The following is a 15,527-nucleotide window of genomic DNA, read 5'->3' on the forward strand; positions in this document are numbered from 1 at the left end:
CTGTTCTGCCCGACCGCACGCGCGGCGGCATCCACCCTCGCCGACCCAGTGAAGTGAAAGGAACCACACGATGACACCCGAAACCCAGACGGGGATCTCACGACGCAAGGTCGTGGTCGGGGGAGGGATCGCGCTCGCCGGCATGGCCGCCGCAGTAGCGCTCCTCGACCCGACGAACGCGCGCGCCACCGCGGGCGCCGCTTCCCAGGCGTCCGCGTTCCGCGCGGCCGGCGTCGCACGTTCGGCGCGCATGGTGCTGGCAGGCCAGACGCATGTGTACCCCGACGCCTGGAGCGTGCAGCCCTTCCCGCTCACGTCGGTCTCGCTCGGCCAGAGCGTCTTCACGCGGGCGCTCAACCAGCACCTCGTGCTGTACCGGGCGTACTCGGTCGACAAGATCCTCGCGGTCTTCCGCCGCAATGCCGGTCTCGACACCCGCGGCGCGACACCGCCCGGCGGGTGGGAGGAGTACGGCCCCAACCCGGACGCGCAGCGTTGGGGACCCCGCGAGTACACGCGCGGCCAGAACACCGCCGGCGCCGGCGGCTGCCTCCGCGGCCACTACGGCGGCCACTTCCTCAGCGGCATCTCGATGGCGTACGCCGCCACCGGAGAGCTGGCGCTGCTCAACAAGGTGAACGCGATCGTGGCGGGGCTCGCCGAGTGCCGCACGGCGCTCGCCGCACAGCAGTACCAGGATGCCCCGCGCTACTCGCACCCGGGGTTCCTGTCGGCGTACGGCGAGTGGCAGTTCTCGGCGCTCGAGGAGTTCGCACCCTACGGCGAGATCTGGGCGCCGTATTACACGCTGCACAAGATCCTCGCCGGGCTCCTCGACGCGCACGCGCTCGCCGGCAGCGACCTCGCGCTCGAGCTCGCCGAAGGGATCGGGCACTGGGTCTTCAGCCGCCTGTCGGCCTGCACCCCGGCGCAGCTCGCCCGCATGTGGGGGTCGTACATCGCCGGCGAGTACGGCGGCATGAACGAGGTGCTCGTCGAGCTCTACTGGCGCTCGGCCGATCCCGCGAAGGCGGAGTTCCTCGATGCCGCGAAGCTCTTCACGCTGCACACCCTGGTGGATGCCTGCGCGACGGGCGTCGACACTCTCAACGGCAAGCACGCCAACCAGCACATCCCGCAGTTCCCCGGCTACATCAAGCTTGCGGCCGAGACCGGCGACGAGCACTTCCTCGACGCCTCGAAGGGCTTCTTCGACATGGTCGTGCCCGGCCGCGCCTACGCGCACGGCGGCACGGGCGAGGGCGAGCTGTGGGGTCCGGCGGGAGCAGTGGCGGGTGACATCGGTCCGCGCAACGCCGAGTCGTGCGCGGCCTACAACATGCTCAAGGTCGCCAGCTATCTGTTCTTCAACGAGCAGGACCCGGGCTACATGGACTACTACGAGCGGACGGTGCTCAACCACATCCTCGGCGGTCGGCGCAATGCCGAGTCGACGACAGGCCCCGAGAACCTGTACATGTTCCCGGTGCATCCGGGCGCCCGAAAGGAGTACGGCAACGGCAACATCGGCACGTGCTGCGGCGGGACGGGGCTCGAGAGCCACGTGAAGTACCAGGAGGGCATCTACTTCCGGTCCAAGGACCAGACCGAGCTCTATGTGAACCTCTACATCGCCTCGACTCTCACGTGGGACGAGACCGGGCTCGAGCTCGAGCAGGTTTCGTCGTACCCCGAGGGCGAGACGTCGACGCTGACCGTCACCGCGGCCCCGAGCGGACCGCTCACGGTCCACCTGCGGGTGCCCGCGTGGGCGTCCGGCGTCGAGATCGCGGTGAACGGAGCCGCCGCCGGCGTCGCCGCCGAGCCCGGCACCTACGCGTCGATCGCGCGCACGTGGGCGGCCGGCGACACGATCACCGTGCGCATCCCGCTCGCCGTGCGTGTCGAGCGCTCGCCCGACCGCGCCGACATTCAGACGCTCCTGTACGGTCCGGTCGTGCTCTCGGCGACCAGTTCGTCCTCGAGCTATCTGAAAGTCTCGGTCGCCGACCGGCTCGACCTCGACGGCCACGTCAGCCGGGGGATCAGCAAGACGGCTGCGAACGTCTTCACGATCGGCAACCTGACGTACGAGCCGGCGTACAACGGCAAGGACGTGGCGTACCACATGTACTTCCAGCGAAACGAGCCCACGGTGACCTTCGCCGGGCGTGACTCCGGCGTCGCCAACCCGCGTCGATCGGGGTCGACGCTGCTCGACGACATCTGGGAGTCGGCGCCGTTCGAGACCCGGGCGGCCTTCCTCGGTGTGGTGGGCGACGTCACCGCGTCGTACGTCGCCGACGGGCTGCTGACCTCGCGCAATCGTCAGAAGATCCTGCTCGCCGCCGGCCGTGCCCCGATCGACGGGGGCAGCTGACATGTCGAAGACAAGCGAAGGGAAACCAATGAAGAGGATCGCGGCAGCCGTGGCGGTCTCGTTCGCGCTGGTCGCAGCGGCGATGACCGGGATGCCGGCGACTGCCGCCGACGAGCCGTTCAACGTCGCACTCGCCTCAGGTGAGAACGCGCCGACGACGGAGGTGAGCTACGTGCCGTCGTGGAACTCGTCGGCCGCGCTCAACAACGGCGCCTCGGCGCCGACCAACACGTTGTCGGCGATGTGGGGGACGTGGGGAGCGCCCGGGAGCCCTACGCAGGACATCGCGACGTACACATGGGAGCGGGCGGTCACCGTCAGCTCGTCCAAGCTCTTCCTGTGGCAGAACCACCTGACGCCGGGCGGCGACTCGGGCGTCATGATCCCGGCTGCGTGGAAGATCGAGTACCGAACGGTCGCGGGCGAGTGGGCGCCGGTCAGCGGCGCCGGCCTCAGCTATCCGCTCCCGGTGCTGAACACCGCGGCTCCGGTGACCTCGCAGCCGGTCGTACAGGCGAACTTCGACGCGGTGACGACGACGGCCGTGCGCCTGGTCCTCGACCGTGTGGTGTTCTCGGGTCAGCGCAAGGCCACCAGCGTCATCGAGTGGGAGGTCTGGGGTGTCGACGCGCCGATCGTGGAGCCCGAACCCGAAGATCCGAACGCGTTCCTGGATGCCGAGTCGGTCGCGGTGCGCACGCTCACCGGCACCGCGCCGGAGCTGCCCGACCGGGTCTGGGTGGTCGGGGAGAACGGCCCGCTGCGCTACGTCGACGTCGAGTGGGCGGGCATCGCGCCGGCGAGCTACGCGACCGCGGGCGAGTTCGAAGTCCTGGGCGACCCCGCCGGCTACGACGGGCAGTCCGTGTCGGCCGCCGTCTACGTCGCCGACACGCTATCGGACGACGTCGAGAGCGTCGCGTACGCGGTGTCGATCACGACGCCGGGGGTTGCCCCGGTGCTGCCCGAGACGGTCGTCGCCACGTACGACGACGGCACGGAGAGCAGTGCGGTCGCGGTCGAGTGGGAGCCGATCGACCCGGCCCTGTACGCCGACGCCGACGCCATCTTCGACGTCGACGGTGCGGTCGCGGCCTACGAGCCCGGTGCCGTGGCGACGGTGTTCGTCGTCGAGCCGCTCGATCAGAGCGAGCCCATCGTCTCGATCGAGTTCGACTCGGCGCCGCAGGGCTCGGGGTGGTACACCACCGCCCCGACCGTGACGATCTCCGCCGAAGAGACGGCGAGTCCGATCGACCGCGTCGAGTACTCCCTCGACGGTGAGACCTGGACCGAGTACAGCGAGCCGTTCGCCGTGTCGGCGCAGGGCGAGATCACGGTGGGCGCGCGCGCCACGAGTGAAGACGACGCAGTGGGCGAGGCGTCCGAGACCATCAAGGTCGACACGATGGCACCCACTACCGGTGTCGACTGGATCGTGGTCGACGGCACCTCCGCGACCGTGACCCTCACTCCTGCCGACGCCGAGCCCGGCTCGGGCGTCACGCGCACGGTGTGGTCGGACGGCCCGGACGCATCACCTACCGGTGAGACGAACGGGTTCTACGCCACCTACGAGGAGCCCTTCTCGGTGCAGCTCACCGAGGATCCTCGCTACGTGCACGTCCAGTCGCAGGACGCGGCCGGCAACATCGAGGAGCACGTCACGATCGAGCTGCCGACGCTCGTCGGCGACACGCTCGACCTCGTGCCGACGGTTACCCAGCGCTGCGTCGCCGGCAAGGTCGTCGTGGTGGTCTCGGTGCGCAACGCCGGCGAGGTGCCGGCGACGGTCTCGGTCGAGACCGCCTTCGGGTCGAAGACGTTCACGGGCGTCAAGGCCGGCGGCACTGCCTCGGCCGCCTTCACGACCCGCGCGCTCGGCGTGGGCGCGGGTGAGGTCTCGGTGGCGGGGTCTGCGACCGGCGATCTCTCCTACGAGGGAAGGACGTCGTACCCGGCGTTCAGCTGCGGCTGAGCCTGACGAAGAAGGAGTGGCCCGCGGTCTGTCGGCCGCGGGCCACTCCCGTTTGCGCAGGCGTCAGGTCGCCCGAGCCGGGCCGCCCGGAGAGACCGGGGACGCGGCATCCACCTCCTCCAGGCGCCGCAGTCGCCGGCGCGCGAAGTCCTGCGCTCGAGGACCCGAGCCGAGGGCCTTCGCCGTGGTCGCGAGCACCAGACGGGTGGCGGTGACGACGGGAAGCGGGCTCCGCCGGAGCCCAAGCAGCTTGCGGTACCGGCGCGGGATGGTCGCCACCGCGCTCGCGAAGAGCACTCGGTACGCGAGCGACATCGAACGGGAATCGGGGAACGGCGGTCGCCGCAGGAACCGCACGACGTCGTCGACCCGCGCGTCGCGCCGCAGCGTGCCGCGCGCGAGGTAGTCGTCGAGCCGGCGGCGGAGATCGGCTTCAGAGGTCGGCGGATCGGCGACATGCATCAGCCGACCGGCCGTCGCCCACTCCTGCACGTAGGCGTCGGCGCCGCCGGGGATCGCACCGCCCCACCGCTGATGGCATGACAGGAATGCGTCGGTGAAGGCAAGATGCACCCACTCGAGGAGCTCGGGGTCGGCGGCCGAGTACGCCTGATCGGTGCCGTCCGCCGCACGGTACGTGCCCGCGACGCGGCGGTGGAACCGGCCGACGCGGGCCGTCTCGTGTGCCGCTTGCGTGCGAGAGCCGTAGGTGAGGCAGATGACCCACCGCACGGTGCCGGTGAGTCGGCCGATCGGATCCTCGCGGTAGCGCGACCAGTCGTGCACGCCCGCGAGGGCGCCGGGGTGCAGGGCTTGCAGGAGCAGCGCGCGGATGCCCGCGACCATCGTGCCCATGCCGGCATGGACGGTCCATGCGGGGCCGTTCTCGGGGAACCAGCCGGCGTCGTCGCCCTCGGCGAGCTCGCACACCCAGGGCGGCGTCCCGTCCGGATCGCCGGACAGGGCGGTGAGCAGACGTGCGCGCAGCCGGGCGATGGACGTGTCCGTGGTCACACCCCCAGCGTGCCATGCCGAGCGGATGCCGCGGCCGCGGCCCCTGAGGTCGGAAAGAGCGGGCCCCCGGTGGACGAATCCACCGAGGGCCCGGGTCTCACGGCGCGGCGAAGAGCCGCGGCCGGATTGCCGTCAACCGCAGGAGCGGTTCTCGTAGGCGGCCGTCACCGTTCCCGTTCCGGCGCCCTGGGTGACCTCGACGCTCACCGCGCCGGCCGGCAGCGAAGCCAGTCGCGTGGTGAAGGCGTACGAGGTCGACTTGCCCGCCAGGACAGTGGCCGACTTCGTGCCGTACGGGGTCGAGACCTCGACTGCCGCGGCATCGGTGCCCTCGTTGGTCAGCTTCACCGTCAGGACTGCCTTGCCTGCGACGCACCGCGACGTGGCGGTCACGTCGAGGTGGATCGCAGCCTCGACGGTCACCGTCGCCTCGACCGGCATGCGCGAGTCGTCCTGCGCGACACCCGAGACCGTGAAGGTCCCCGGTGCGGCGTACTCCGACGCGTCCACGGTCTCCCAGACGACGTCGACGGTCTGCTGCGAGCCGTCGACCTTCGTCAGCTTCGCCTGCGGAAGCACCGGCGCGACGCCGGTGGCCGTCGTCACGTCCATCGCCGCGACAGAGGCGACGGCGATGTTCGGCGCGTATGCCTCGAGCACCTTCTGATACTCGGCGCGCGTGACCGGGATCACGGTGCCGTGGCGGGGCTTGCCGCCGTCGGCGTTCTGCGGCAGTCCCTGGCGGAGCTTCGTGCCGAGCGCCTGCCAGGCGTCGCCGTCGTTCAGGTCGTCCGTCCCGAACGGCACGTAGTGGTTGGGTCCGCCGTGGTAGTCCGGCTGGTCGATGAAGAGGAACCAGTCCAGGCCGTTCACGTCACCGTCGTTGGCGGGGAAGATGTTCGCGCCCTCGCCGCTCGAGTAGGTGCCGCCCGGCTCGCCGTTGGGCAGGCCGCTCGCGACCCGCTCCTTGACGAGGGTCCACTGGTCCGCCGCGCCGGTGGTGCCGGGCAGCGTGCCGGTGATCGTCGCGAGGAGGTCCGTCGACTTCTCGTGGCGGATCGTCATGCTCGCCTCGTCCTTCGTGAAGCGGTGGTACACGCCGTCCACTTTCGCGACCGTCGAGTCGATCATCCCTCGACCGGTTCCGCGGGGCACGTCCGTCCAGATCTTCGCGTCCGAGAAGGTCACGAAGTCGTCCGTGGTCGCGTACATCATGCGGTTGTACGTCACCGCGGTGCGGTCGGCGGTGTTGGTCGTCGGGTAGAGGTTCGAGGCCCAGAAGACGACGAACGTGTCCAGCTCCTCATCCCAGTACGCCTCCGGCGCCCACGTGTTGCCGGCGTAGTCGGTCGACACCTTCACGTGACGCTGGTCCGACCAGGTCACGAGGTCGTCCGATTCCCAGACCTCGATGTACTTCGAGCCCGAGATCTGCGCCGTGGTGAACCCGCCCGCGAGCCCGGCGACCTTGAGGTCGGTGGCGATCATGTAGAACTTGTCGCCTTCGGGTGCGCGGATGATGAACGGATCGCGCAGGCCCTGCGTGCCGACCGTCGACGTGAAGATCGGCTGACCCGCGTTGAGGGTGTTCCAGCTCAGCGCGTCGTTGCCCTTGGATGCCGCGATGCTGACGCGCTCGGCGCCCTGACCCTCGCCGGTGAAGAAGGTCCAGAAGTACGCCTCGGTCTGCGTGGTGCCACCGGGCATCGGCTGGATCCGTGCCGAGAAGGTGCGGGATGCCGTGGCCGAGCCGTTCGTGGCCGTCGCCGTCAGCTCGACCGTCACGGCCTCGGAGCCCGCGGCGGGCCGCTGCACCTCGACCGTGCGCGAGTCTGCCCGCACACCGTCGCGCAGGGCGGCGTTCGCCGCGCCGGCGGGCGCCACCGCCCACGCGATCGCGGAGCCCTCGGCACCCGACGTCGGCACCGAGAAGTTGGTGCGGATGTTGTCGAGGTTGCGGATCTCGATCGCGGCCAGGTCGTTCGCGACCTTCTCCGAGTCGGGGATCTCCTGCGGCACGAGGACCGCGTAGGTCTGGGTCCGTGTCTCTGCGCCCACGGTGAACGTCGCCGTCAGGGTCACGTTCGCGTCCCCTGTGCCCGCGGCGGGGCGCGTGACATCGGCGGTCGAGCCGGTCACGGCGATCGCCGGGCTGTCCGACGCCCACGCGACGGCGACGCCGGCGCTCGTCAGCGGCACCGTGAAGTCACTCGTGGCCGAAGCGGGGACGGACACGCCCGCGACCGCGCGGTCGAGCGCCTGCGAGCTGTAGAGCGACTGCACGTCGGCGTCGGTCAGCGCCGAGGCGTAGACGGCGAAGTCATCCACGAGGCCGTTCCAGCTGGTGTCGTTGTACGTGGAGCGGCCGAGGCTCGCGACGAGGGTGGGGCCGAACGCGGCGACGTCGCGCGCGATGGTGTTCTGCGCGATGCGGGTGCCGTTGATGTACACGCGCAGCTGGCCCGTGGTGCCGTCGATGACGGTCGTGTAGAGGCTCAGCCCGGCAGGCGTCCGCGCTCCGACCGTCGCCGAGTTCGTGCCGCCGGGGCCGACCTCCGTGCTCCACGGAGCGCCGGCGTTGACGGAGTTCGTGACGACGGACTTCACATACCCGCTCGGGTTTGCGGGGTTGAGCAGCCAGTAGCCGGAGGAGTACGAGGCGCCCGATGCGACGGGGGCGCCGATGAACGCGGCCGCCGTGTTGCCGGCGCCCGATCGCGGCGAGAGCCACGTCGAGATGGTGAGGTCCTTCTTGCCCACCAGGGGAGCGGTCGGGATCTCGAGATACGCCGCGGTGCCGCGTGCGCCGCCGGGAAGCGACAGGCTGCCGTCAGCGACGCTGCCGCCGCTCTGCCGCAGGATGGCGTCGTGGCCGTTGCCGCTCGCATCGGCGATCGTCGTGCCCGAGGCGGCGTCGAAGCTGTAGTGGATGAGGGGCTGCGCGCTGATGGCGGCATTGGCCGCCGTCGGTACGACGGCGCCGGTGACGGCGAGGGCGATCGCGGTCGCGACCGCACCGCCCTTCGCCAGGAATCGGGATCGGTTTCGCGTTCTCACGCTCTGCTTCCTCGCTCTCGTCGATTGCGGCGATGCGAGGAACCCCAGACCGTGGACGTCGCCGTCTCGGCAGACTCGTTGTGCGTCATCGCGCAATCCTGTGGACCGCGGCTGCGCGGTCTGCGGACTCTCGGTGTTACCGGAAACACTCCGGATCAGCCCCACGCTAGATGCGCGGCTGAGCGATGTCAAGCGTGCGGGGAACTATTCCGTTATCGGTAACACTGACGCTAGTGTGAGCGATAACAGCCTGTTCGATGATGTGCAGTCACTTGACGGAGAGTGGATATGAGTCTGTCTTCACGCGCTCGAAGAAGCGCACTGGTCCTCACCGCCGCCGGCGCGATGGTCCTCGGCATGGGCGTGACGTCCGCGGCCGCCGAACCCCCCACCGACGGCCTCGTCGCCGCCTACGCGTTCTCGCAGGCGTCGGGGAGCGAGGTGCCCAACGGCGCGATCGGATCGGACTTCGGCCCCGCCACCGTCCGCAACCTCCAGGCCTCGGACTGGACCGGCTCCGCGCTCACCCTGCGCGGCGGCGCGAAGACCTCGACGGGGAACTGGGTCGAGTTGCCCGACGGCCTGCTCGCCGGGGCGGAGTCGGCGACCGTCGTGGCCGAGGTCCAGGCTACGCAGGCCATGCTCAACGGCTTCCACTTCCTCTGGAACATCGGAAACGAGTCCTCGGCGACCGAGTACTTCTTCGCCTCACTGAACTGCGGTTCGGGGCGCTCGCCGCTCGTCGGCATCAAGGCGGGCGGGGTCGAGCGCCTCGTCTCGTCGAGCTCGTGCGGCATCACGGCCGGCCAGTGGGTCAATGTGGCGTCGGTCGTCGACGGCGCGGCGGGTACGGCATCCCTCTTCCTCAACGGCACGCGCGTCGCCCACGGTCCGATGGAGTTCACGCCGGGCGACGTCGCGGACCAGTCGCTGAACACCATCGGCCGCGCGCCGTGGCCGGACCCGCTCTTCCAGGGCGCGATCTCGTCCTTCCGCGTCTACGACCGCGCGCTCTCGGCGACCGAGGTCACCGACGTCGCGGCCGCCGATGCCGCGCCGCACGCCGCGGTGCTTCAGGCGCAGGCGCAGGCGATTCTCGACTCCCTCGGCCTCGTCGACCGCGAGACGTCGACCGACATCGACCTTCCGACCGCGAGCGGACGCGTGACATGGTCCTCGAGCGATCCGTCGGTCGTCGCCCCCGACGGCACCGTGAACGCACCGCTGGCGGGGCAGCCCGCCGTCGAGGTCGAGCTCACCGCCTCCGCCACGGTGCGGGGCTTCACCGCCACGACGACCATCACCGTTACCGTGCTCCCCTCGACCGAGTCCGCGGCGGATCGTGCGGCGCGCCTCGCGTCCCGCTTCGTCATCCCCTCCGTGGTGGAGTCGGGCACACCGCTTCCTGCGGCTCCTGCCGGCACCGCCGTGGAGGTGACGTCGGTCAGCGCAGGAGTGACCGTCGACGACGCGATCGTCTCCGATTCGGAGGTCGGGACGGATGCCGAGATCACCGTCCGTGTCACCGATGAGTCGACCGGTGCCGGCGTCGACCGGACCTTCGCTGTGCGGGTGCTCCCGGCCGCCACCACGACGCAGCTCCTCGCCTACAACCGAGTGCCGACCTCCGTCACCGAGGCGAACAACGCCGACGTCGCGCTCAGCATGCACCTCGCGCTGGAGGACGGCGAAGGCTGGTCCCCGCTGAACGAGAATTACGGCATCTTCTTCGCCAAGACCTCCACGACCCCGCCGGCGAACGGCACGAGCGACGGCATCATCCGGAGCCTGAAGGACCCGCACCTCTTCCGCCTCGCGGACGGCGGGTTCGGTGTCGTGGCGACGCGCACCGCACGCGGCGGCGCCTCCGACGGCACCCAGACCGCGCGCATGCTCTTCGCGCGGAGCGCAGACCTGCGTTCGTACGAGGAGGTCGGCATGATCGACCTCGGCGTCACGAGCGGAGTGAACCAGCCGGCGGCTGTGTACGACACCGCCGCCGACCGGTACGTGGTCAGCTGGACGTCCGACGCGGGCGCAGCGATGTACACGACGTTCACCGAGTTGGCCGGCGGCATCGGGCGCACCGCCGCCCAGCGCGGGACGATCGAGGCCACGTCGGGTGTCACCGGCACCGGCATCCCGAACTACGCGACGGGCAACGCGCTCCCCGTCGACGCCGAGACGGTGGAAGCCCTCCAGGTGCGCTTCGGTCGCATCATCAACACCGGTGTGGCCGAGTTCGACACCGTGACGATCGAGGAGGGCGACGCCTTCGGCGCGGCAGACCTGCCGCAGCGTGCCCAGCTCGCCTATGACGACGGCTCCGACGCCTCGCGTGCGATCGCGTGGGATGCGGCATCCGTCGACGCCGTCGACACCGCGGTTCCCGGCACCTACGAGGTGACGGGGACCGTGAAGCAGACCGAGTACGCGACGCCGTTCGCGGACGAGCGGGCCGATCCGTCGGTGTTCCGCTACGACTGGAACGGGCAGGAGAAGTTCCTGATGATCGCCACGGAGGACATCTACGGCGGCAACATCAACCCGCAGGGCGGCGGGCACATGCCGATCCGCATCGCCGACAGCATCGAGGACCTCTCGGACGAGGCGATCGACGCGGGCCGCAACATCGAGATCGACCTCCTGCGCCGCGGCGACACGGACGCTGATGGCGGTGTCATGACCGGGTGCTTCTGGGCACCGGAGTATCACGTCATCGACGAGAAGCTCTCGATCCTGTTCATGCCCTGCTACAACGGCTCCAACGGTCAGCCCGACATGTGGACCGGCCGCGCGAGCATCATGCAGCTGCAGCAGGATGCCGCGGGCAACGACCTGGATCCGGCTGTGCCGGCGAACTGGAGCAAGCCGCAGAAGGTGCTCCGCTCGGGCGGCGGTGCGCTCAACAGCGTGCAGGGGATCTCACTGGACATGACGTATCTGGAGGACTCCGGGCAGTCGTACTACATCTGGCAGATGCTCGGCTCGCTCTTCATCGCGAAGATGGACCCGGCGAATCCGACCCGGCTCACATCGGAGCCGGTGCGCATCCTCGCGCCGGAGTACGCGTGGGACAACACGATCGCCGAGGGGCCGAACGTGTTCGCCCATGACGGGGTGCTGAACCTGATCTACTCCGGATCGACGGTCGGCGACAGCTACACCACCGGACTCGCGACGGCCACGGCGGGCGCCGGGGTCGATCTCACCGATCCCGCGGCCTGGTCGAAGCTCAACTACCCGATCCAGAAGTCGGGCGTCTTCAACGGCGCTTGGCAGCTGGGCACCGGTCACGGGATGTGGTCGCACGATGAGGACGACAACCTCCTCTACGTCTTCCATGCACGCACCGACAACGAGGGCCTGAGTGGCCGCGACATGTTCGTGCGGCGCGTCCACTGGGCCGCCGACGGCCTGCCGGTCTTCGACATGGAGGGCGACGAGGAGGTGGCTCCCGACAACCGGACCGTCTCGGTGACGGTCACGGTGACCGGCGACCCCGAGCCGTCGCTGGACGTGTCGGCGGTGGTGTCGGCGCGCTGCGTCGCGGGCAAGGTCGTGCAGGTGCTGGCGGTGAGCAACGCCGAGGGCGTGCCGGTGTCGGTGACGGCGACGGGTGCGTACGGGTCGAAGACGTTCGCGGCGGTCGCCGCGGGCAAGACTTCGTCGACGTCGTTCACGACCCGTCAGCAGGCGATCCCCGCCGGGACGATCTCGCTGACCGCCGCGGCCACGATCGGCGGCGAGACGGTGACCGCAGACCAGCAGGTCGGCTACCCCACGGCCACCTGCGGCTGACCTTGACCCGGCCGCGCGGCGGCCGATGCGACGCGCGTCGCGGGTGAATATCCTCCCCGCGACGCGCTGTCGCGCGCCCTGGCCCCGTGCTTCAGCATCCCTCATCCCTTCTCCCCGTCCCCCTCGCTTCACCGCGAGTGCACGGCGTACCGTCGAGTGCACGGCTTCGCCACGCGGCGAAGCCGTGCACTCGACGACATGTCGTGCACTCGGCTGCGCAGACGGGTGGGGAGGGATGCCGCGGGCGATGCGACGGGGGCGACGGATGCCGCGGCGCGCGCACCCGGGCAGGTGAGCCCGACAGCGCGAAGCGCCCCGCCGACCTGAGGGTCGGCGGGGCGCTTGCCCGAAGTGCGACTACCCGCAGGTCGCGGCGGCGTACCCGGCCGAAGCCTCGGCGCTGTCGTCGCCCGCGGTGACGGTGACGCTGACCGTGCCGGCGCCGATCGCGGGCTGCCGCGTCGTGAAGGCGGTGGCCGTGGTCTTGCCGGGCTGTGCGGCGACGTAGGTCTTCGTCCCGTACGCGCTGTCGACGTCGAGCCCCACCGCTGCGGTGCCGTCGTTCGTCGTGCGCACCGTCAGCACGGCCTTGCCGGCGACGCAGCGCGTGTCGGCGACGACCGTGACCGGCAGCACGGGGGCTGCGACCACGACGTCGGCCGTGACCGTGACCGCGGTCGAGCTGTAGAGCTGCTTGCCCGTCGCGTTCCATGCCGTCGAGCCGCCCGCACCCACCCACTGGTTGAGGTTCGCACCGATCGTGCGCACGGTGCCGGTCACCTCGTAGCTGCCCGGAGTGCCGGTGTCGACGTCCGTGAGGTCCCACGTCACCGGCTGCGAGGCCGTGCCGCGTCCGTAGGCCATGACGACCTCGGCCGAGGCGGGGAGTGCGGCACGCACGTCGGCCTCGGCGGCGTCCGCCTCGACCTCGACGGCGCCGAGATCGGTCGTCACGGCGGATGCGGCATCCGCTTCACGCAGCGTGTCGTAGCCGGCCTTCGTGAGCGAGACGACGCCGCCGTGCTTGGTGCTGGGCGCCATGAAGAAGCCGGGGCTGACCAGCTGCGACCAGCCTGCGTCGAGATCGGTGGTCTGCATCGGCCGGTAGCCGGTGGACGGGATGACGTCGACGTAGAGGTACCACTTGTCTTCGCCGTGCCGCTGGAACACCGCCGGGCCTTCGACGCCGCCGGCGTTGCCGCCGGACCACACCGCGCCGATCTGCGACTGCAGCTGAGTCCAGGTGGCGGCCGGGGTCCACCACTGGCTCGCGGTCGTGGACTCCATGTAGATGCCCTTGCCCGCCGAGTTGTCCTTCGTGATCCGGTAGGTCTTGCCCTCGTCCTGGATGATCGTGGTGTCGATCGTGTTGCCGCCGGCATCGATGAAGACGCCGCCGTAATCGTAGGTCTCCTGCGTGAAGTCGGGGGTCGCGCCCCACAGGATCCGCGAGTACGACGAGCCGGTGTGCGCCTCGTTCGCGTAGACGTTCGACGACCAGTACACGACGAACGCTCCGCTGCCGTCGGGGTGGTAGTCATCGACCCATGTGGCCTCGGGCGCCCACGCCATGCCGAGCTCGGCGACTTCGGCGCCATCCGAGAGGGCGACATCGAATTGGCGCAGATCGCTCCAGGTCACGAGGTCTTTCGACTCCCAGACGTTGAGCTTCGTGCTGCCCTGCGAGCTCCAGTAGCACCACGTGGTGCAGCCGCTCACGCCGTTGTTCCCGCCGAACACCCGCAGGTCGGTCGCGATGATGTAGTAGGTCGCGGTCTCGGGGTTGTAGGTGAGGTACGGGTCGCGGATGCCGGTGGTGCCGAGGTCGGACGCGAGGATCGGCTTTCCGCCGTTGAGCGGGTCCCAGTGCTCGGGGTTGTCGCCGCGCGAGACGTCGAGGTAGATCTTCTCGGCGTAGCCCGCGGAATCCTCGATGAAGTGCACCATCGCGTAGCCGTACGGGTCGGTGGCTGCGGGTGTCGGCAGCACCGTCACCGGCACGTCGCGCGAGACGCTCGCCCCGCGGACGGTGGCCGTCGCGGTGAGCGTCGCCTCGATCGCCGCCTCGCCGGAGGCCGGCTGATCCGCGGTGAGCGTCAGCCCGTCGGCGCCGACCTCGAGCACGGTCGACGACGAGGTCCACGACACCCGCCCGGCATAGTCGGGGAGGGTCGTGACGCGCTCGTCGACGGTGAGGTCGGCGACGCTGTCGAGCACGACCTGGGCGGCCTGCTCGTGCGCGGAGGCATGGAGCGCGGCATCCGCCACCGACACGTCCTCGACTTCGGCGGCCGTGAGAGCGCGGTCGTAGACGCGGAACGACGACACCTCGCCCTTGTACATCGGGTCGGGGTACGGCGCGCGGCCGATCGCGTTGAGGGTCTGATCGGTGATGGATGCCGGGGTCAGCGTGGTAGGCGCCTGTGCGACCTGCTCGCCGTCGACGTAGAACGTGATGCGTCCGGCGGCTCCGTCGATGACCGACGTCAGGCTGTACCAGCGATTCGCGCCGAGGGCGGTGCCCGAGCGCGCGTTCACCTCGCCGCCACCACCGGAAGCGGTGATCGCGGTGCGGGCGTTGTCGCGCACCGACGCGAAGTAGTACTGCGTGGTGGAGTTGCTCCCGATGTTCCACAGGAAGTTCCAGTTGTTCTTCATCGTCGCGTCGAGCTTCGTCTCGATCGTGACGGTGGCAGAGGCCTTGCCGCTGAGCATGTTGTCGGGCAGGCGCACCCAGTTGGCGGTCGCGCTGGTCTTCGCACCGCCCGCGAACACCAGCGACGAGCCGCTCCAGTGCGCGTCGGTGCCGTTCACGACGGTGGCGGGGGCCCCGCCGCTCACACGATTCGGGATGCTGGCACCCGTGGTCTGGTCGAACGCGTAGTCGGCGACGAGGCCCGACGTCGGGACGGTATCAACCGCCGGTGCGGCACCGGCGGGCGCCAGCGCGGTGAGGATGAGCGCTGCGCCGAGCGCTGCCGCGAGAAGGGAGCGCGTGCGACGCTGGGGGTCGCTGCGCTCGGTGGGTGGGGAGACCGTTCGACGTGTGAGAATCACTCCAGCTCCTTCGCTGTGCGCGGTTGAAGGTTGCATGCAATCGGAGTGCATGCGTCGCGCCGTGTGCATGTTAGCGCTCACGCTCCGATGCGGCAATCATCTGACGGAGTTCGTCAATCCCTTGACGCGATGGCTCGTTCGCGCTAACAATGGATATACCTGATAGCGGTAACAGCACCGTCGCGCGGCCGGCCGGGTCAGGTTCGACAGGACGAAGGAGCCCTGCCTTGGCGAAGAATC

The 15,527-nt window shown here is 70.0% G+C and carries 6 protein-coding genes; 3 read left to right on the plus strand and 3 right to left on the minus strand.

Going from position 1 to position 15,527, the window contains the following annotated elements; genetic code table 11:
• The first annotated feature begins 70 nt into the window (after nucleotides 1–70).
• Nucleotides 71–2,380 carry a beta-L-arabinofuranosidase domain-containing protein gene (locus FFS15_RS14975; RefSeq protein ID WP_137845847.1) on the plus strand — a complete coding sequence of 770 codons (2,310 nt, stop codon included), beginning with the start codon at nucleotides 71–73 and terminating at the stop codon, nucleotides 2,378–2,380.
• A gap of 28 nt (nucleotides 2,381–2,408) precedes the next feature.
• Nucleotides 2,409–4,358, plus strand: a complete 1,950-nt coding sequence (locus FFS15_RS14980; RefSeq protein WP_171013223.1) for an Ig-like domain-containing protein — start codon at nucleotides 2,409–2,411, stop codon at nucleotides 4,356–4,358.
• A gap of 63 nt (nucleotides 4,359–4,421) precedes the next feature.
• Here FFS15_RS14980 and FFS15_RS14985 read toward each other — a convergent pair whose 3' ends face one another.
• Entirely contained in the window at nucleotides 4,422–5,372 is a 951-nt protein-coding gene (locus FFS15_RS14985; RefSeq protein WP_137845849.1) for an oxygenase MpaB family protein, read from the minus strand.
• Nucleotides 5,373–5,504: 132 nt separating this feature from the next.
• Nucleotides 5,505–8,429, minus strand: a complete 2,925-nt coding sequence (locus tag FFS15_RS14990; RefSeq protein ID WP_171013224.1) for an immunoglobulin-like domain-containing protein — start codon at nucleotides 8,427–8,429, stop codon at nucleotides 5,505–5,507.
• A gap of 288 nt (nucleotides 8,430–8,717) precedes the next feature.
• Between FFS15_RS14990 and FFS15_RS14995 the strand changes: the two genes are divergently transcribed.
• Nucleotides 8,718–12,230: a LamG-like jellyroll fold domain-containing protein gene (locus tag FFS15_RS14995; protein ID WP_137845851.1), complete on the plus strand. Its 3,513-nt coding sequence runs from the start codon at nucleotides 8,718–8,720 to the stop codon at nucleotides 12,228–12,230.
• A gap of 357 nt (nucleotides 12,231–12,587) precedes the next feature.
• Here FFS15_RS14995 and FFS15_RS15000 read toward each other — a convergent pair whose 3' ends face one another.
• Nucleotides 12,588–15,287 carry a LamG-like jellyroll fold domain-containing protein gene (locus FFS15_RS15000; protein WP_171013225.1) on the minus strand — a complete coding sequence of 900 codons (2,700 nt, stop codon included), beginning with the start codon at nucleotides 15,285–15,287 and terminating at the stop codon, nucleotides 12,588–12,590.
• Nucleotides 15,288–15,527 lie beyond the last annotated feature (240 nt).

The organism is Microbacterium sp. 2FI, from assembly GCF_005502885.1.
GTDB lineage: Bacteria > Actinomycetota > Actinomycetes > Actinomycetales > Microbacteriaceae > Microbacterium.

Bases quoted from the DNA above. Each gene is read 5' to 3' on its own strand.
- FFS15_RS14975 (WP_137845847.1), top strand. From the start codon at position 71: ATGACACCCGAAACCCAGACGGGGATCTCACGACGCAAGGTCGTGGTC.
- FFS15_RS14980 (WP_171013223.1), top strand. From the start codon at position 2,409: ATGAAGAGGATCGCGGCAGCCGTGGCGGTCTCGTTCGCGCTGGTCGCA.
- FFS15_RS14995 (WP_137845851.1), top strand. From the start codon at position 8,718: ATGAGTCTGTCTTCACGCGCTCGAAGAAGCGCACTGGTCCTCACCGCC.